Origin of the sequence: Lederbergia panacisoli (assembly GCF_024626525.1) — a bacterium.
Taxonomy (GTDB): Bacteria; Bacillota; Bacilli; order Bacillales; family Bacillaceae_C; genus Lederbergia; species Lederbergia panacisoli.
In genome coordinates this window covers 135,001-153,794 of record NZ_JANJGU010000007.1, presented here as the reverse complement: position 1 = coordinate 153,794, position 18,794 = coordinate 135,001, and the positions used below count along the sequence as shown (strand labels likewise).

Annotated in this window: 19 protein-coding genes; 12 read left to right on the top strand and 7 right to left on the bottom strand. The window is 35.1% G+C overall.

Going from position 1 to position 18,794, the window contains the following annotated elements:
* The first annotated feature begins 62 nt into the window (after window positions 1–62).
* From NQ185_RS11855 to NQ185_RS11845, 3 genes are all read left to right on the top strand, one after another.
* Entirely contained in the window at window positions 63–890 is an 828-nt protein-coding gene (locus NQ185_RS11855) for a dihydrodipicolinate synthase family protein (protein ID WP_257582031.1), read from the top strand.
* Between the two features lie 130 nt (window positions 891–1,020).
* Complete coding sequence (locus NQ185_RS11850) at window positions 1,021–1,635, top strand: ECF transporter S component (protein ID WP_257582030.1); 615 nt, start codon at window positions 1,021–1,023, stop codon at window positions 1,633–1,635.
* A gap of 241 nt (window positions 1,636–1,876) precedes the next feature.
* Entirely contained in the window at window positions 1,877–2,344 is a 468-nt protein-coding gene (locus NQ185_RS11845; protein WP_257582027.1) for a VOC family protein, read from the top strand.
* Window positions 2,345–2,558: 214 nt separating this feature from the next.
* On the opposite strand, the gene NQ185_RS11840 is transcribed toward NQ185_RS11845, so the two are convergent.
* A complete protein-coding gene (locus NQ185_RS11840; RefSeq protein ID WP_257582026.1) occupies window positions 2,559–3,407 on the bottom strand; it encodes a zf-HC2 domain-containing protein in 849 nt (282 codons plus the stop codon).
* Window positions 3,397–3,879: an RNA polymerase sigma factor gene (locus NQ185_RS11835; protein WP_257582025.1), complete on the bottom strand. Its 483-nt coding sequence runs from the start codon at window positions 3,877–3,879 to the stop codon at window positions 3,397–3,399. The genes NQ185_RS11840 and NQ185_RS11835 overlap by 11 nt, the downstream gene beginning before the upstream one ends.
* Window positions 3,880–4,261: 382 nt before the next feature.
* Here NQ185_RS11835 and NQ185_RS11830 point away from each other — a divergent pair, with 382 nt between their 5' ends.
* From NQ185_RS11830 to NQ185_RS11805, 6 genes are all read left to right on the top strand, one after another.
* Window positions 4,262–4,714 (top strand): MarR family winged helix-turn-helix transcriptional regulator, encoded by a 453-nt coding sequence (locus NQ185_RS11830; protein ID WP_257582024.1) that lies wholly within the window; start codon window positions 4,262–4,264, stop codon window positions 4,712–4,714.
* Window positions 4,715–4,734: 20 nt separating this feature from the next.
* Window positions 4,735–5,253 (top strand): spermidine/spermine N(1)-acetyltransferase, encoded by a 519-nt coding sequence (gene paiA, locus NQ185_RS11825; RefSeq protein WP_257582023.1) that lies wholly within the window; start codon window positions 4,735–4,737, stop codon window positions 5,251–5,253.
* A gap of 301 nt (window positions 5,254–5,554) precedes the next feature.
* Window positions 5,555–6,490, top strand: a complete 936-nt coding sequence (locus NQ185_RS11820; RefSeq protein WP_257582022.1) for an aminoglycoside phosphotransferase family protein — start codon at window positions 5,555–5,557, stop codon at window positions 6,488–6,490.
* A 75-nt stretch (window positions 6,491–6,565) separates the two neighbouring features.
* Window positions 6,566–7,063 (top strand): kinase, encoded by a 498-nt coding sequence (locus NQ185_RS11815; protein WP_257582020.1) that lies wholly within the window; start codon window positions 6,566–6,568, stop codon window positions 7,061–7,063.
* Window positions 7,064–7,085: 22 nt separating this feature from the next.
* Complete coding sequence (locus tag NQ185_RS11810) at window positions 7,086–7,574, top strand: NUDIX domain-containing protein (RefSeq protein WP_257582019.1); 489 nt, start codon at window positions 7,086–7,088, stop codon at window positions 7,572–7,574.
* Window positions 7,575–7,682: 108 nt separating this feature from the next.
* Complete coding sequence (locus NQ185_RS11805) at window positions 7,683–8,312, top strand: FMN-binding negative transcriptional regulator (RefSeq protein ID WP_257582017.1); 630 nt, start codon at window positions 7,683–7,685, stop codon at window positions 8,310–8,312.
* Between the two features lie 148 nt (window positions 8,313–8,460).
* Here NQ185_RS11805 and NQ185_RS11800 read toward each other — a convergent pair whose 3' ends face one another.
* Window positions 8,461–9,276 carry a class I SAM-dependent methyltransferase gene (locus NQ185_RS11800; protein WP_257582016.1) on the bottom strand — a complete coding sequence of 272 codons (816 nt, stop codon included), beginning with the start codon at window positions 9,274–9,276 and terminating at the stop codon, window positions 8,461–8,463.
* Between the two features lie 224 nt (window positions 9,277–9,500).
* Here NQ185_RS11800 and NQ185_RS11795 point away from each other — a divergent pair, with 224 nt between their 5' ends.
* Both NQ185_RS11795 and NQ185_RS11790 read left to right on the top strand, forming a co-directional pair.
* Complete coding sequence (locus NQ185_RS11795; protein ID WP_257582015.1) at window positions 9,501–9,854, top strand: VOC family protein; 354 nt, start codon at window positions 9,501–9,503, stop codon at window positions 9,852–9,854.
* A 247-nt stretch (window positions 9,855–10,101) separates the two neighbouring features.
* Entirely contained in the window at window positions 10,102–11,076 is a 975-nt protein-coding gene (locus NQ185_RS11790) for a phosphotransferase enzyme family protein (protein ID WP_257582014.1), read from the top strand.
* A 400-nt stretch (window positions 11,077–11,476) separates the two neighbouring features.
* On the opposite strand, the gene NQ185_RS11785 is transcribed toward NQ185_RS11790, so the two are convergent.
* The 3 genes from NQ185_RS11785 to NQ185_RS11775 form a co-directional block, all read right to left on the bottom strand.
* Window positions 11,477–12,694: a multidrug effflux MFS transporter gene (locus tag NQ185_RS11785; protein WP_257582013.1), complete on the bottom strand. Its 1,218-nt coding sequence runs from the start codon at window positions 12,692–12,694 to the stop codon at window positions 11,477–11,479.
* A gap of 228 nt (window positions 12,695–12,922) precedes the next feature.
* Window positions 12,923–13,384 carry a CcdC protein domain-containing protein gene (locus tag NQ185_RS11780; protein WP_257582012.1) on the bottom strand — a complete coding sequence of 154 codons (462 nt, stop codon included), beginning with the start codon at window positions 13,382–13,384 and terminating at the stop codon, window positions 12,923–12,925.
* A gap of 381 nt (window positions 13,385–13,765) precedes the next feature.
* A complete protein-coding gene (locus tag NQ185_RS11775) occupies window positions 13,766–15,664 on the bottom strand; it encodes an endonuclease MutS2 (protein WP_257582010.1) in 1,899 nt (632 codons plus the stop codon).
* Window positions 15,665–16,166: 502 nt separating this feature from the next.
* Between NQ185_RS11775 and NQ185_RS11770 the strand changes: the two genes are divergently transcribed.
* Complete coding sequence (locus tag NQ185_RS11770; protein ID WP_257582009.1) at window positions 16,167–16,763, top strand: class I SAM-dependent methyltransferase; 597 nt, start codon at window positions 16,167–16,169, stop codon at window positions 16,761–16,763.
* Window positions 16,764–16,844: 81 nt separating this feature from the next.
* Here NQ185_RS11770 and NQ185_RS11765 read toward each other — a convergent pair whose 3' ends face one another.
* A complete protein-coding gene (locus NQ185_RS11765) occupies window positions 16,845–18,650 on the bottom strand; it encodes a beta/alpha barrel domain-containing protein (protein WP_257582007.1) in 1,806 nt (601 codons plus the stop codon).
* Window positions 18,651–18,794: the final 144 nt, after the last annotated feature.

The following is an 18,794-nucleotide window of genomic DNA, read 5'->3' as shown; positions in this document are numbered from 1 at the left end:
CTAAATTATTAAACGAAAGGAAGTTTAGCAATAGTAGATAAACAGGGAAAGAGGATAACTAAATGTTAACAGAAAAAGTTCATATTGCGGTACCTACAGCATTTTTGAAAGATGAATCATTAAATATTCAAGGGACCATGAGCCATATAAAAGATCTGTATAGACGAGGGGTAAAATCTGTTCTTGTTTCCGGAACTACAGGAGAACAGCATAGTATAAATCTACGAGAGAAAATTGAAATAATAAACCGTTTGGATCAGGAAGAAGAACTTATTAATAATATGGAAATTATTTTTGGTGTGGCTTCCATTAGACAAAAAGAGGCGGAAGAATTAGCTGAAAATATTCGTCATACAAAACTATCAGGTGTCATGCTTGGGTATCCACCGTATGTTATACCGACACAAGAAGAAGCTGTCTTTTATACAAAGAGAATTATACAGCTTAGTAATAAACCGACCATTTTATATAACAACCCAAAAAGAACTGGATTTGATTTATCAGAGAAGAGTATTATTCAATTAAGTGAGATAGACTTAGTGGTTGGAATAAAAGATGCTGGCAATAAAGAAAAAGTTGAACAAATAAAAAAAGGTATTCATAGAAATGATTTCTATTTTTACGCTGGTGGGGAAGTCGATTTAGAAGAAAAAGTATTACATGGATACGATCGTCTTTCTTCCATTGCTGGAAATATATCTCCGATGGACATCATTCAATGGTTCCAAAAATTGACTATGAAGCAGAAAATAAGTAAAGAAGAAAGCGAAACAATAGCAAATCTAATGGAACAAGTTTATCAAGGAAATGCTGTTGTAAATCTAAAAAAAATCATTAATCATAAAGGTATTTCAATGGGGATTTGTAGGAGTCCAATAGGAAGTCTGTAGACCGATTCCAATGGTATTTATCTCATCTCAACCTTTAATATGTAGATTTCCATCCAAATGAATAATATGGCGGGTGAGGTTCAAGTCTATAGGTATATAAAAAATTTTAGGTTACTAAAGGAGTTAGAAGTTGAAAATAAAAGACTTTACATTAACCGCACTTTTTTTATCCATTATTTTATTACTTGCTTTCACACCATTTGGGTTTATACATTTAGGAATCATTAAAGCGACCTTGATTCACATTCCAATCATTATAGCCTCGATTATTTTAGGACCCAAAATTGGTGCTTTTCTAGGACTGATGTTTGGATTCACTAGTATTGCAACTAATACAACTAGTCCAACATTGTTATCATTTGCTTTTTCACCAGTAATTCCTGTTTTAGGAACAAGTCAAGGAAGTTTTTGGGCGTTATTTATTGCACTTGTTCCAAGAGTAATCATTGGGTTTATTCCCTATTACTTATTCAAGGTTGTTCAAAAAGTTATAAAAAGGAAACAAAAGCCGGCATTATTTGTAACTGGCTTACTCACTACGTTCCTTCACACATTTTTAGTTATGGGTTTAATCTCTTTGATATTTAATAAAGCTTATGCTCAAGCAATTAATGCGGGTAGTATTAGTGCCATTTATAAAGCCATTATAACTGTGTTTTTAACAAATGGTCTTGCTGAAGCAATCCTTGCTGGAATTGTTACAATGGCAGTGGCACCACCGTTATTGAAGGTATCCAAAAAATGAATAATTCTTTAATTAGGTCTACTGAGCGTATGAATTTTGATCAAAAAAGAAACCTACACTTGAACATTCAAGCGCAGGTTTTTTTAATATATTTCTTTTTATGTGTGAGGATTAGACTTGGAATGAACTAGGCGGAATAATAAAGGACACACACTATTTTTTTGTTAGTAGCAGGAAAGCATTCTTTAGAAATAGAAAATAATGATAGATATATAACCGTATTATGTAGAGGAGATGGGATATGGATATAAAAACGAATGAAGAAGCAAAAGCTGAGAAAAGAATAAGAGACATTACAGGAATAACTTGCATTTATGTTCCAGTCAGCAACGTCTACGAATCCGTAAAATGGTATCAGAAAAATCTAGGATGCCAACCTGCAAATAATCATATCGTTGAGCCAGGGATGAAAATGTCCATCATGAGGTTTTTCGAAGCTGACGGCAACACTTCAGATCCGGCTACAGGGACGATTCCTGCGTTGTTTCTTCATGAGTCGGCGGAAGAAGGCGGTCGTTTAGGCTTTTCATGGACACTAGACGGAGGTAAGCAACACGCAGTTGGATGTTTCGTTACCCCCCATATACTAGAACTTTACGAACGTTTTCAGGAAAATGGCGTGAACATTTTAAGCGATCGGGTGACTTGCGGTCCAAATGTAACGTTCGCGGACCCTGATGGAAACGTGTGGGAAGTATGGCAACCATAGCCTTCAGAAATAAGCGGAACTGAACAATATGCACATGCTCTAGAAGTAAATAACTTTCATAAACCATACAGCCAAATGAAGGATCATGGAACTGATGTTTCGGATATTGATTGTTGAGATCAAAAATAAAAACAGAGTAATCTACAAAACGTGTAGAATTAGCTCTGTTCTTTTTGTCTTAATAAGTTATATATACTTAGTTTACTACAAGTTGTTAGTCCAATAGGTTTTCCACTGGTTTTATCATACGTTTTTGAAATAGCCAACCTCCTAAAATGAAAACAGTTATGATGGTAAACACAATCGGCAACTGAAAGATTGTCCAAATAGAAGGTGCATAATGTTTTATTTGATGGGCATTTTCAACTGTTTTAAGATACGACTCTTTATATTCGTATTGCACAATCCACCGATCATTAGCCATTGCTACAGTACCAATATCATAATCACTTGGAATGATTGGCTCCGTGATTTTTCCGTTTTCTCCAATGATAAGTACTGCTTGTGAATAATCAATAGGGAAAGTATTTATAGGGCCTTTTTGTAAACGTGTGACATCGTTTATAATTTTAGAAGAAAATACGGATAAATGCTGCAGTTGCCCACTATATTCATCAAAAATAGTTTGGAGTCCTTTTTCATCTATACTTGCTTCCGTTGATAATATGGCAAATGCCTTTTTCATAATATCTTTTTTTTGCTGTTCAACTATACTGGACTCTTTTCGCTCATGCACAAGATTAGAAAATACGCTTATAGAATATACAAAAAACCCCAGCGTTGCGAGGAGTGCAATCCAAAAGGAAATTTTAAAAAACTTCGAGAAATTTTTTTGTGCATTAAAAAAATATGCTATTTTTTGAAATGGCTTTTTTTGTTCTAGTCTAGCTGAAATTTCCGGTTGCTTTTCAGTATCAACTTCTATACGCATTTGATGAAGAAGTTGAGAACATTTTTCACAAATGTCAATATGTTGCTCTACAAATCTAGCGCTTTCCTCACTACATAGTTGATCTATATAAGATGGTAACAAGTCACGCACTATATAACATTCATTTTTCATTCATATTCCCCCGCTCTCTTAATTTCAATTTTGCTCGATAAAAGGTAACCCTTGCCCAATTCTCATTTTTTAAGTGTATTTCTCCAATTTCTTTAAAGGTTAGTCCGCCAAGTAGGCGAAGTAAAAGTATTTCTTTAAATGGCTCCTCCATCAAATGAATCATCCGATAAAGTTCAATTTTATTTTCGCTTTCGATGAGATTTGCTTCTACTGATGGTAAATGGCTCAGCAAATCTTGTAATTGTGGTTGCTTCATCTGTTTATCCACGTACTTATAATATGTATGCTTTGCAATTTGACAAAGCCAAACCGACATTTTGCATTCGCCGTTATAAGTATCGATTGAACGAATAGCCTGATAGAAAGTCTCTTGTGTTAGCTCCTCTGCAATATCTGAATTATGACAAAGGACCATTAAATATTTGAAGACTTGTTCTGCATATTGTTCATAGACTTTCGTAAGCTCGCCCAATGCTCTACCTCCTTTCCAACCTATATATCTAAAAAACCTTCGTTTCGTTACAAACTATTTCGTTTTTTTATTTTTTATATGAACTATCTCGTTTTTGTTTTTCATGGTGTAATCTACGATATTTAAAATCCCAAGAAATTAGGTTTTTTTTGAGAAATATTCAAGGATATTATTTTATCATTCTCGGGGTAGTCTTATAGCATTATTTGCAATATGGATATTTTTGTTTTTTAGTTTGAGGAAGGAAGACAATTTTGTAGAGAAAAGAAAAAGATAGAATTAAAAGGTTTAAATTTTGTTGCAGATGCAACAAAAATATATTAAATTAGTTGCATGCCACTTTTATTGCATTTGCAACAAAATATACACTAAGGGGTTAATGATGAAGGAAATTCTTCGAGAAATTGGAATGATAGCCAGGGCATTAGATTCAATAAGCAATATAGAATTTAAAGAGTATGATCTTACAAAAGGGCAGTATTTGTACCTTGTGCGAATATGTGAAAACCCAGGAATTATTCAAGAAACGTTGGCTGAAATGATAAAAGTAGATCGAACAACAGCATCACGTGCTATAAAAAAACTTGAAATGAATAGCATGATTGAAAAAAAAGAAGATGATCATAACAAAAAAATAAAAAAACTCTATCCAACAGAGAAAGGGAGAAATGTTTATCCTTTTATAAAAAGTGAAAATGATTATTCCAATTCCGTTGCATTGGCTGGATTTTCCGAGAAAGAAGCGGAAACCATTTCCAATCTTCTTCAAAGAATAAGAAAGAATATTGAAAAAGACTGGGAATATGTAAAAAAGGGAAACAAGAGAAATTATTGATAAAGGAGAAACATATCAAAATGAATATAAGTTTAAAAAAGTGCACTCTCGAAGATTTACGCACAGTTCAAGAAATTAGTTATGAAACATTTAATGAGACATTTAAAGATCAAAATTCATCTGAAAATATGAAAGTCTATTTAGAAAGGGCATTTAACTTTGAACAATTGGAAAAAGAGTTATCCAAAAGTGGTTCGCAATTCTTTTTTGTTTACTTCAATAATGAAGTAGCGGGATATTTAAAGGTTAATACCAATGAAGCTCAGTCTGAAATAATGGGTGATAAATCACTTGAAATCGAACGTATATATATAAGAAATACATTTCAAAAACTGGGGCTTGGTAAAGTTTTGCTAAATAAAGCTTTGGAAATAGCGTTAGAAAGTAATAAAAAGAAAATCTGGCTAGGCGTATGGGAAAAAAATGAAAATGCGATTGCTTTTTATAAGAAATTGGGGTTTGTTCAAACAGGAGCCCACTCTTTCTATATGGGTGATGAAGAACAAGTAGACTTTATTATGACTAAAACACTCAATTAAAAAATTATATAACCTTGTTATAATTAAAATTCTAATAATAAATATAATTGTTTATTATTTTGTTTACTCAACTTTCAGTGTGAAATAATTGAAAATAAAAATGTTAATCATGAAAGGATATTTCCATATAAATAACGAAGTGTTGTTGAAGTGAGTATAGAAAGATAGTGATAAAATGTCTCTATAGAAAAATTAATGTTCCTTAGAAAAAATAAGTTTCCATCACCAAAAGGTTTTCCAGTACTGTTTTTGCTAGCCTAATGTAAGCAGTTATAAATACATAGATATTAAGGAGAGCTTCATGGTAGATTTAGTTCTTTTGAAAGCAGAGCAAATTACAGAGGACTTTTTGCAAGAAAGGGTCAAAAAATCATTTCAAATAATAGGCAAAGGAAGCGTAAATCAAGTTTGTGTAGTCGAGACTGATAACAGCAAAGTTGTTGTCCGCATGAATAATTCAACTTCATATTCAACTTTTGTTAAAGAAAGTTGGTGCATCGAGCAAGCTCGAGCAGTTGGCATTCCTAGTCCGAAGGTGTTATCTATTGGTATAGTTGACGAAACAGCGTATATGATCCAAACCTTCGTAGATGGAGAGAACGGATTAGATAGTAATAAGCCTAAGCCGGATATTTGGAGGCAACTTGGCACGTACGCCAAACTTATTCATACGATTCCAGTTAAGGGATTCGGGGAAAACCTGATAAATCCAATACATGGTGTGTTTCAGTCGCCTCCCCATGCAGGATCAGATGGTAGTTGGCTAGGTTATGTAAATTATAATATCAATAGTTTAACAGAGAATGATCGGTTAATTGAACTTGGGGTAATCAATCAGACTGAATCGAATAGAGTAAGAAAACTATTCGAAGGTTTGAAGAAAGAAAAGTTTCATTTTGCTTTAAATCATGGGGATGTCTCATTGAAAAATACAATCATCGATAATGAAGGGCAGGTAGTTCTACTAGATTGGGGCAGTGCAGAAGTAACTGTGGCGCCGTATGGTGACATTATTGAAATGATGAAGTGCCAAATTCTAGGTGAGGCACCTAATATTGAGGAATTTAAAGCATATTTAGATGGATATGGTTTAAAGGAAAAGGACCTTTCCAGTATGAGTGCTTTGTTGCTGTTAAGAGCTTTTGACAAACTCAGATGGGCGATTGATAAAAGTCCAGATCTTATTGAATCCTTTGCTGCGTTTGCGAAACAAGTTGTTGATATGGCTTTGGACTAGATAAATACTGTCTTTTGCCTCAAATTTACACCTATGGATAAAGAACAAGATTAAGTAGGATCCGCGGGGGGAAATATGGAATCCAAGCTAATTATCATTCGGGGAAACTCTGGGAGTGGAAAAACAACGACTGCGAAAAGCCTTCAAAGTCATTTGGGGCATGGAACACTTTTGGTATCTCAGGATGTCGTTCGCCGTGAAATGTTAAAGGTTCACGATAGAGATGGAAACCTATCAATTGATTTAATTCGCCAAATCGCAGAGTACGGTAAAGGTAAATGTGAATTTGTTATTGTGGAAGGGATTTTATATAAAGATCGTTACGGTGAAATGTTGAAAAACTTAATCCATTTCTATAACCAAAAGACATATAGTTATTATTTTGATTTATCTTTTGAGGAAACAGTCATACGTCACAACTCTAGTCCAAAAAAGATGGAATTTGGGGAAGAGTCTTTACGTGCTTGGTGGAATCCAAACGATTATCTCGGCGTGGATGGAGAAACAATATTGACTAATGATATGTCACAGAATGACGTATTGAAACAGATTTTAAATCAACTGGGAAAGTAATTAATAGTTGAGGAGATACATAATGAAATCGTTACATTCAGTATCGACAGGCGGAATTTTGATAAAAGATAATAAAGTTTTATTAGTTCAAGTAAATTACGGCCCGAATAAAGGTTTATGGATGATTCCTGGAGGGATTGTTGAACCGGGCGAATCATTGGAAGAAGCAGTAAAACGAGAAATTAAAGAGGAAACGGGGTTAGTATTAAACCCAAAAAGAATAGTTGGTTTAAGAAATGGGGTTAAACAAGTTAATAATATGGTAGAAGCAAGCATTTATGTAGTTTTTGAAATGGAATATATTTCAGGAATAACTAAAGCGTTGGACATCAATGAAATTTCTAATATCGAGTTTTTTTCCATCGAAGAGGCATTATCAAATAGTAATGTAATTGATTTATCTAAAGAATTTATTAGTGCAGCGTATGAATCAACCTTAGGTATACAAAAAGTCGAAAAAGAGATAATTACAAATACACATTATAAATCTTATGATGTATATAGAACATAAGCAATTTATAATAAGTGGATACCTACCTATAGCTGTTATGGGTGATGAAGAAAAAGTAGACTACATTATGATTGAAACACTCAATTAATATATATGAGGCGGGTTATTATGTATACTCCAAATCATTTTAAGGTTACAAATGTTGATGAAATCTGGGATTTTGTTCAAGAAAACTCATTTGGTACGATTGTCACAACTGAACAAGGAAAACCAATAGCCACTCATTTGCCTTTGGGATTAGTAAAAAAAGATGATGATTACTATATCACTGGGCATATGGCTTATGCAAACCCTCAATGGAAAACGTTAGAGGCTGCGAATGATAATGTTCTTGTTATGTTTCAAGGCCCACATGCTTATATTTCATCATCTTGGTATAAACATGAAAATGTACCAACATGGAATTATCAATCTGTCCATGTATATGGAACAGCTAGTATTATGAGTGAACAAGAGTTGGAGGAAGACCTTATATTGTTATTGCAAAGATACGAACGTCATCGTAATAATGCTGCTCTATGGGAAAATCTATCTTCAAAAACTAAAAAGCAAATAAAAGGTATAGTTGGATTTAAGATTATAGTGGTAGAAATTCAGGCTGCATATAAATTAAGTCAAAACCGCAGTGAGACAGATTATATAGAGATCATTAATAAATTAAAAAAAGAAGGAAATCCAAATTCGAAACAAATGGCAGAGCTGATGGAAATGAGATTTAAAAATAACGTAAATCCATAAATTCTATTATCTCCCCGGTACAAAGGCATTTTCGACTGTTAGGATAAGAATCGAAGAATAGAATCATTGTAGAATCTCATAAACTTCCTGATACTACTCGCCATATGTTTCGAAATCTGGAAAAACTGTTTTCAAGATTTTTTTCTAATCACTTAATTCCAATACGCATGCGATAACTAAAAAGAATATCTTGAGATTGACCATCAAAAGCTCGGTGAACTTGATTTTGGAATTCATTGACCTCATCCTTTAGATCTCCTGCCCCTAATTTCAATGCCGTCTGTAACCCACCTTGGCTTAAAGCGATATTAGCATACCGAATTGCATCACAACGTTCCCAATGGTGAAAAACAATTTCTTTTGAAAACTGGAATAGGCTGGAATCTCGAATTTGTTGAAGGTGTTTTTCTTTATTCCATTTGAAGGCTAATTGATCAGTTTGGGCAAGTTCGGCAACACGTGATTCAGCAAGCGATATTAGGTTTTGATAACGTACTTCAATTTCTTTTGTAAAAGTCGGGGGCCAGTCACAATCATAAGCTGCAAAGACTCCGCCATTGCAGAGCACACGAGCAAACTCACGTAAAGTGGGCTGCGGATCCATCCAATGAAAGGATTGTGAACAAGTGAGGATATCTACTGATTCAGATTCCAATTCTAAATGATCTGACAGACCTTTCATAAACCGAAGGTCTTTTGGCTCCTGTTGCGTGCGCCATTGGGAGAGCGCAGTTTCTCTCATATCATCATTTGGTTCTACTCCGATTATTTCGTCTGCTTGAGATAACCAGATAAATGAAGACAATCCCGTTCCACAGCCGACATCCACAACTCGTTTAGGTCTCCGTGCCAAATACCTCGTCAAAATTTTGATAATATCATCTGGAGGAATTGGACGACTTTGATCATAGAGCTGACTATATCCTAAAAAACGTTCTATATTATTAGTATGAATGTCTGTCATATTATCCTCATCCTTTTCTATTCGTAGCTTATTATCGGACTGATTATACCATATGCCTATTAGCATGGAAGTTAAACTTTTTTTAACTTTATTAAGGAAATCATAAAAAGATCCAATTACAAAGAAGAAATGAAAATGAAACGTTTAGGGTAAGATGAGGCAGGAATTCAATGGCAGAGAGAGAATAAGATTAAGTGAAAGTTATTCAAAATGGGGGTTTGCTTATGAGATTAAACAAATCGTCTCAATGTTTACTTGTATCCGATGTAAAAAAGTCCCAAGACTATTTCAGAGACCAACTTGGCTTTAAGATTGATGGGCAGTTTGTTGAACGGGACGGAGTAAGTTTTTTAATTAAAAAGGCAGATAGTAAAGAAGTTATTCGTCCAAACCATACCGTAAATGGATTTATGGATGCGTACATCTGGGTGGATGACGTGGATAAAGTGTATGAAGACTTTAAGGCAAGAGGGGCCATTTTGGAGGCGGAACCGTCTAATCAGTCATATGGTATGAGGGAAGTTCTTGTCTACGATATTGATGGGTATCGATTCTGTATTGGTGGACCTCTGAAATAATTCTTTATATATGGAGAATTAAACTATGGTCTGATTAAAATTATGTTGTTAAATATAATAAAAGTGCACAGAAAAAAGGAAGTTGCAAAAGCTATATATCCTTGAAGTCGATTGTTTTTTGAGATAACTTCGGGATTTTTTTAATTCCTTTTTTCAAGAAATATGAGCACATTAAACAAACGAGTAATGCTGAGCTAAGTTAATGAATTGGAGAATTATTGATTAATAATCTGAAAGAGTGAATGGAATGGTAGATAAAAGTGTGTTGCAAACAACATCAAATGCATTTGGACTTAATGTGAGTCTACTAACTTATGTTGGTGGAAATGTGAATGCTGTGTATCGATATCCAGCACAAAATGAGTATCCTTCTCGGATATTACGTGTATCGAATCAGAAATGGCGTAATGAAAAAGAGGCATTAGCAGAGCTGCATTTCATGAGGTATCTGTTTGAAAACGGGGTTTCTGTTCCAGAAATTTTCCCATCAAAGTCAGGGAAATTAGTTGAAAATGTAACAGGTGGGTATCACGCCTCTATGTTTTCCGAGGCTCCTGGTCGAACCCCCACGGATGATGAATGGGACGAGGAAATGTTTGTTAATTGGGGCCGCTTAGTTGGACAGATGCACGTACTTACCCAGTCTTACGTCCCTCTGAAAGATGTTAAACGCCGTGATTGGAAGCAGGAATCGTGGATGGATATGATGCAGCACCTGCCACATGAAGAAACGATCGCTCGGCAGAAAGCTAAGGAGTTATTAATCTGGTTAGAAACTCTTCCAAAAGATTCGAAGAACTATGGTCTAGTCCACTGTGACCTTCATGCGCACAATATTTTCGTAACTAACGATAGTATGATTACCGCATTCGACTTTGATGATTCTTGCTATCATTGGTTCGCTTATGACATCGCCATAGTCCTTTACTCGGTCATCTTGAGATATAACCGACAAATTAAAAACAATGAAATACTCGATGACCATGTAGCTTGGTTCCTCGACTGGTTTCTTAAAGGATATCGGGAGGTACATACTGTAGAAAATTGGTGGTTAAAAGCGATGCCAAAGTTTCTAAGTTATCGTCGATTACTTGATTACAATTTTCTTCACCAACGTTATGACTGGAAAACGGTAGATGATGAAAGGAAAATGAAATGGTTACGTTTAAAAACAGAGATTGAAACGGCTCAACCTTTAATAAATTTTTCTATTAGTTTGTAAAGAATAGACAAATTAACAATGCTATATAGTAAAATATAACTATATTTGTCAAAAATAGGAGGTTTCTTAATGGGTGAAATAGTTTGGGGGAGTCCAGGTAGTTTATTTTGTTTAGGATTTTTCTTAGCAGGGTTGGGCGTTTTTATTAAATTGTCAAGAATGCCGAAAAAGTAACATTTCAAATATGTTGTAAAAATGTAGTCGGTAATATTATTTTTTCAAAAAGCATGAACGTAGAATATGGTTGTCTAGTGTATCAGCTTAAAGGGTTGAGTCTCATCTTCTTTTAAAAAATAATATGCCCCCGTCTAAAAAAAATCCCTGATTTTGATTAAACCAGGGATTTTGGCATATTAATAGACTTATCGTGAATGAGAAGTTTATTCTTTATTTCTTTCAATTAATGATTAAGCACTTGTTTTTCGGAAGGCGTCACGGTTTTATCTCTTTTAACTAGGATTGCATAGTTGATGATGGCAAGCGAACTAGTTGTAAAAATAATAACCCCGAAAGGTATGGCAGAATATTCACCGGCGATTCCCACAAGTGGGGAAGTAATGGAACCCAATAAAAATGGAAGTACACCTAGAAGTGCAGCCGCACTGCCTGCAATATGTCCTTGCGACTCCATTGCTAATGTAAATGTGACAGGACCAATTAAACCAAGCGATGCAACAAATAAAAAGAGCGGGATCACCAAAGAATATAATGGACCGTGAGAAAGAACGACAATCAGAACAGCAATGCTCGTGATAAATGCCAAAGACATTCCAATCAGGAGAATCCGACGCTCTGGTATCCTTCCTGCTAATCGTCTAACCGTCTGCGCCCCTATGATCAAACTAATTCCATTCATTGCAAAAAGGAAAGCGAACACTTGTGGCGACACGCCATAAATTTTTTGGTAGATAAATGGAGTTCCAGAAATGTAGGCAAAGATACCGGCCATCATGATTCCTTGTGCCAGTGCGTAGCCCATAAATGTCCGATTTTGAATTAATGTTTTAAAGTTTCGCAATAACTCCGTAAAGTTGCTAGAAACACGCTTTTCAACTGGCAACGTTTCTTTTAATTTCCATGTAGTGATACTTGTTAAAAATATACCAAGAAATCCTAGAAATACGAATACACCGTTCCAAGAGGTGAAGGAAATGACAGCACTCCCCGCAATCGGAGCGAGTAAAGGAGCGAGATTACCAATCATCGTAAGAAGTGAAAAAAACTTCGTTAGTTCCACTCCACTATACTGATCACGAACAATCGCACGAGAAATGACCATTCCAGCGGATGCCGCAAATCCTTGTAAAAATCGTAAAGCTATAAAAGTAGCAATGTTTGGCGACAAAGCACAGCCGAAAGAAGCAAGGGCATAAACAATCGTTGCTATCCATAAAGGTTTACGCCTTCCGTGAACATCACTCAAAGGCCCCATGACGATCTGTCCTACACCCACCCCTAACAAGCAGGCAGTAATACTTACTTGAATGGCTGAAGCACTTGTTCCAAAAAACTCCGTCAATTGGGGAAATGCCGGAAGATACATATCAAAAGTAAATGGCCCTAATGCAGAAAAGGCTGCTAACAACAGGGCAAACCTAACCGGATTCTTTTTATTCATTTTACAGCTCCTATTTTAAATTCAAAAATCACTAATTTTCATTCATGTAATCTTAGTCAGTATATACATTAAATATTAATATATCAAAAGCGGATGTACGATCTGATATGGGAAAACATCTATTTAGCTCGGAAGAAATTATGAAGTAAGAATTATATTTTTGTTCGCTAAATATAAAATAAGGGACCTTTCTAAGTCCCTTATTGAATACTATTTATTATTTCTAATTTATTTTGATATATAGACATTGCGAAACCTAAAATAACTAGAAACTTTCCAAGGAATAAGATACCCGCATGCTGTGACGAAGAAGAGCAGCATTCTCGAATCAGAATCCATATCAATTAATCCACGAATGGTCCACCTTATTGCGAAAAGTAATAAAAATGTAACGACGAATGCCAGACTTTTCTTCACATAAATCCTTCCGTCTTCTCGTCGTTCGTAGCCAGTCGTAAAGATCAAGGGGGCGGAGAAGACACATCCTACCAATAAAGCTACAGTAATTTCTGTTGGGGTTACTTCCGCATTAGGATTCATGATTAGTGCATATCCTGGTGTTAACAAGAATAAAGTTGCAATAATCCTCGTTCCTTTACCTTTAATAGGGTTAAACATTGAGATGATTTGACGATAAAAAATCAAAGCAGCTACAAGGATGATAATGATGAGAATTGGGCTATAGTTCATCTCAAACCAGCTTTCAAGTTATTTTTTTATATCACTGTATTTGAAAAATAAACGGATAAATTCCTTTTAAATCGGGAAATACCCATATTTCCGTAAAAATAAAGGAAGTTTTTCCGTTTATATAATCTAAATCTTTGAATTTTGTCTTATTTAGAGCGGTTAATCGGAATATCTTCGCTTATATCTGCTTTTAAGCTTCCTCTGTATACATTAGAAGGAAATTCTCCGCCTATGAATTCTCATGCCTGCACCAAAATCAAGAATAAAAAATAACAGAGCTTTTTTAAATATAAAATTATCACCTCGTAAAAAATAGCATGTCGTTTTCGAAAATTCAATGGTTTTTTGAATTTTTTTTATCTTGGCTACCTTTTTTTTGAATCACTGATTTTTTCGTATTTCCTTATTAATTTTTCGAAGTGCTTTTTTTGAACCTCGTTCAATATCGTGATTAAGTTTTCTCGTTTTATAATCAATAAATAAAGTATCTAAGTCATAGCCTTCTGGATATAACTCTACAGCTTTTAATTCCAGGACTAGCCGCTTATCATTTACCTCCATCAATTGATTTTGATAAAACACAGTAACGTTATGATATTCGTCTTTTTCTTCGTACACAATTCCGAAGTCGTCGTGATCCAGTAGTTTTACACGATCCCCTTTTTGATAATCGATATGATTTACCATTTTTTCAGCAACTGCTTTTGGTTTTCGGATTTTGCTTTCATTTAAGAGCTCTAACCGATATTCTTTATTTTTCATATAATCTTCCGCTCTTTTTAGAACATTTTCCGGCACGCTCATCTTTCTTGAAATCCATAAGGCATTACTGTCTCCGGATTGTCCGATAAGAAGCTTAAATAACGGCTCTAATGTTTCTTGATTGAATTGCATAGCAGCATTCATAAAGTCACTATGCAATTCGGAAAAACGTTTAATTTCTCCATAATGTGTTGTCGCAACGGTAATACATCCTTTAAGATAAAACTCTTCTAAAAGGGAGATGGCTAATGCTGCTCCTTCATTTGGTTCTGTCCCACTGCCAATCTCATCGAATAGTAATAGCGTGTTGTTGTTTACGGATTGAAGAATCTCTGACAAATTTTTCATATGAGATGAGAACGTACTAAGAGCATTTTCTAAGCTCTGATTGTCGCCAATGTCTACAAAAACGTTGTCAAATACAGCAATTTCTGTCTCTTTCGAGGCGGTAATATGAAAACCGGACATTGTTGCCAATGTAACAAGGCCGATCGTTTTCAGTACAATTGTTTTTCCGCCAGCATTAGGACCAGTTATGATTAAGCTGCGATAGTGACTTCCAATCTGAAAATGAAGTGGAACAACATGACCTGATAATAAGGGATGCTTGCAATTAACTAATTTAATCATCCCATACTCATTAATATTCGGCTCAATTCCATCTATTTGTCTGCTATATTTGGCTTTAGCAAAAATCATATCGTATTGTGATATCAGCTCGATATTGATATTAATAGCTTGGAGATTTTCCGCCACTAATCCAGTTAACGTAGCTAGTATTTGATATTCCAATATGGCTTCTTCCGATTTTAGTGCCGCTAATTCAACATTTAGTTTTCCTACTACGCTTGGTTCCATAAAGACAGTCGTACCTTTTGACGATATTTCAATGATCGTTCCAGATACTTGATTTTTATATGAAGCTTTTATAGGTATTGTGTAGCGGTCATCTTTTATACTAATTATGAATTCTTGGATATAGTTGCGATTTGCGCTGCTGTTTAAGAATTTATTTAACCGTTCTTTGATTTTTTGCTCAGTCGTTTGAATATGGTAACGAACACGTTTAAGCTCATTGCTGGCAGCCGAATCGACCTGGTTATTTTTAATAGAAAAATTTATTTCCTCTTCTATCCCCATGAATTCTGTCATGGAATTAGCATAGGAGGCTAATGTCGGTGCAAAAAACTCTTTGCTGGATATAAACATTTTAATTCTGCGGCAGCCTTTTAAAAAATCAGTTATATTTAAGAGCTCCGCTGGGTCTAAAATGATGCCTTTTTCTACTTTTGTGATGATATGTGCAATGTTGGAAACACCCACGAAAGGTACGCTTCCACCAGCATCCAGAATTACGCGAGCTTCAGATGTTTCCGTTAATCGATGTTTTACTATTTTTAGGTTAGAACTAGGGGTTAATTTATCAATTAGTTCTTTGCCCAGTCCGCTAACGCAATACGATTTTACAATTTCTTTTAGTTCGTTATATTGTAATTTTTCAAAAGTACTTTCATTCATTTTTTCATTCTCCTCATAGTGATTTAATGGATCAGCAATGAAGAAACCTACTCTTAGGATTTCAATGAGTTGTTGTGAAAAATAAAAAAGCCGCGGCAGATACCGCAGCTTTACGTTAACAAGGCAAAAGTAAATATATTAATAAAACCATCATAATGATAGTTCTATAAATAAAAAGACGCGCTTGTTTTTTAAAGTTAGGTAGGTATCTTCATAGGTGGAAATAAATTCATAACAAAATAAGGGTGTAAAAATAACCGAAATCCCCTGTTGTTAAAACTATCTTATTTCCTTTAAATGTTTTCCTATTTAGAAACTACCGCACTCACAAAATGCACCTCTTTTAAATGTCGGATATGCTCATTGAAATCGCTTTACAGCATTAATTATACATTCTGAGAGGGAAAATGTAAATAACGTCATTACCTATTTAACCCAAAAAAGGTTTAATTCTTGTTTATCTAAGATAAACTATTTTAAATAGGAACGGAGGGAATGATAAGTGAAAGCACATTGGAATGAACGATTTTCTTCGGAGGAATATTATTATGGGAAAGAGCCTAACGACTTTTTAGTGACGGCGCAGCCTTATATTCCAAAAGGAAACATACTGTGCATAGCAGAAGGAGAAGGAAGAAACTCCGTATTTCTTGCAAGTAAAGGGTATGATGTAACTGCTTGGGATTTTGCTCCATCAGGGCTTGAAAAAATTAAAAGTCTTGCTGCTGAACGATCCGTAGATGTAAAAACCGAGCTGCATGATTTAGCTGATGTCACTTGGGAAGAGGAAAAGTGGGATGCAATTGTTCATATTTTTGGACATTTCCCTAAGCCTATATTTAATCGAACTATGCAGGGGATACAGAAGTCCCTGAAACCAAATGGATTTTATGTAAGTGAGCTGTATACAAAAGAACAGATTCAATATGGGACTGGAGGCCCGGGAAATCCCGAATTTCTTTGCGATCCCAAAACCTTATTAGAGATGTTTACCGGCTATTTTATAAAGCATTTCTTTATTGGAGAAGTTGAGAGAATTGAAGGCAGTGGACATACTGGTATCGCCCATGTCGTTCAGAGTGTATTTCAAAAAAAGTAAATCTAGGATTTAAAACAGTTATAGTTTCAAACAAAGAAATATAGGGATCTTTACTAGGGATAAAAAATAAGCCTCGGTGGCTTATTTTTTAATCCCCTTTTTTAATAAAAATGGAGCGGTGCAAATGACTCCGATCATGTATAGAACTACAGCAACATAAGCAGGTAATAAGTGAACAAAATCTGTATATCCAATAATAAAGTGAGTGATAATTCCGGATAAAAATGCGGGAATGGCTCCAATAGTGAAGGTCCACCAGACCCATCTTTCACCTTCGCGAATTCCCCATAAGGCAAGCATCAACACTAGTAAACCAACACTTAGTAGGGCACTGCCAAACCCTGCTCGGTCATGTGCAATAACAGGGATTAATCGTTCATTAAATTCATTAAGCATTTCAGGGGTAAGACATAAATAAGAAAGATCAGTTGGAACAAAGACAGATGATGCTCCAATGACTGAGATTACAACTCCGCCAAATGATAAAGCAGCCCCCAATAGGATAAATGATAGTTGCCCAATTAAACTTAACTTCCAGTATCGATGATTGAAAAGGTTCGTGCTTGACGGGGCTGCCTTGGCATTTTTAGATTTCATATAACCAATAATAAATAAGGGCAATAAAATAAGCCAAAACAATCCATGAAGCCAATCGAAATAACCATAACCGATAAATAAGAAAATCCCTAGAAACCCAATTACACCAGCTATGTTGACAGCCTTTCTTGCAAAGTGTAGACCATTCTTGATCCCGCATCTTGCAAGCTGCATATAGATGATTCCACCAGAAATCATGGTTCCCGAGAGAGTCATTCGGTCATGTGCCATAAAGTATAAAATGGCTGGATTGAAATCTAAAATATCCTTTCTCATTAATCCCAAAAAGATTTCATCGTATGGAAGGATAATGGCGGTCATACTAAAAAACAATGCTATGAATCCAGCAATTGTAATGGCCAATCCAAACAACCAATACCAAATCCATCCTTTAAACAACTCTGATTCTTTCGGAAACCTGTTGCTGTATGCTTCATTAATTCGCTTCGGCAGACCAGGACCAGCAAAAACATAATCATAGCCCAACATGACTAACGATGCTCCGTTGTCCAGTAATTTTACGGCATCAAAAGGTTCTCTAATTCTACTTAAAATAATAATAGGCAAATCGGAACCAAATGATTTCCTTGCTTTTATAAGAAAGTCGCTCATCCTGTCAGGTGAATGGCACCCCTCAAGTAGTATCCCACTCGGATTATAGTCATTCAGCTTTTCAATTATATTCATATCATCTGAAGAACAACCCAATATAACAGGTTTGCTTAATTTTTCTTTGAAGTTTTCATACTGATTAGCTGTATCAAAAGCGCTGCTGTCTATTATAAATCCATCACTATATGAATGAAGTTTTCCGCATATTTGCTTGATTTCTTGTAAAGAACCTTCAACCCTAATAAAGAATGGCATCTTCTTTTTTTTCAGAGAGTGTAGTTTTTCTTCGATAGTAGAAAGCTTAATGGGTACGCCAGAAAATCCATGAATCTCCTCTAGCTTTTGATCAATAAAAAGCTCACCCTTTTTTCCTGAACCATTAATGGAAACTGGTCCAATTTCAAGAAAGCCAAATCCCAGATTTTGAAACGCTGTAAGTCCAGATAATTGAGGGTCAACTTTGCCGCTTAGGCCAACAGGAGAGGTGAACTTAACACCAAATAAGTGTTTCTCCATTTTCTTTGAAGGGGACATATGGCCAAGAAATTCAATCAATGCTTCCCCTATTAAGGTGGATGATAAGATGCTCATGCCACGGTGAATAAACTCTCGACCAAAGGAAGGAGGGAGTTTATGAAGTATTGGTTTAAATATGGTGTGATATGACCAATCAGGCAAGGCAGAACTCCCTCCTCTCCAAAAAATAAGAACTTATATACATAACATTATACTATACAGCTAAAATGCTTCCACTTGTCATCAAGAAAAGTATTGAAAATGAAACTCGAAAAATAACCTCTTGACAGATGAGAGTCATTAATT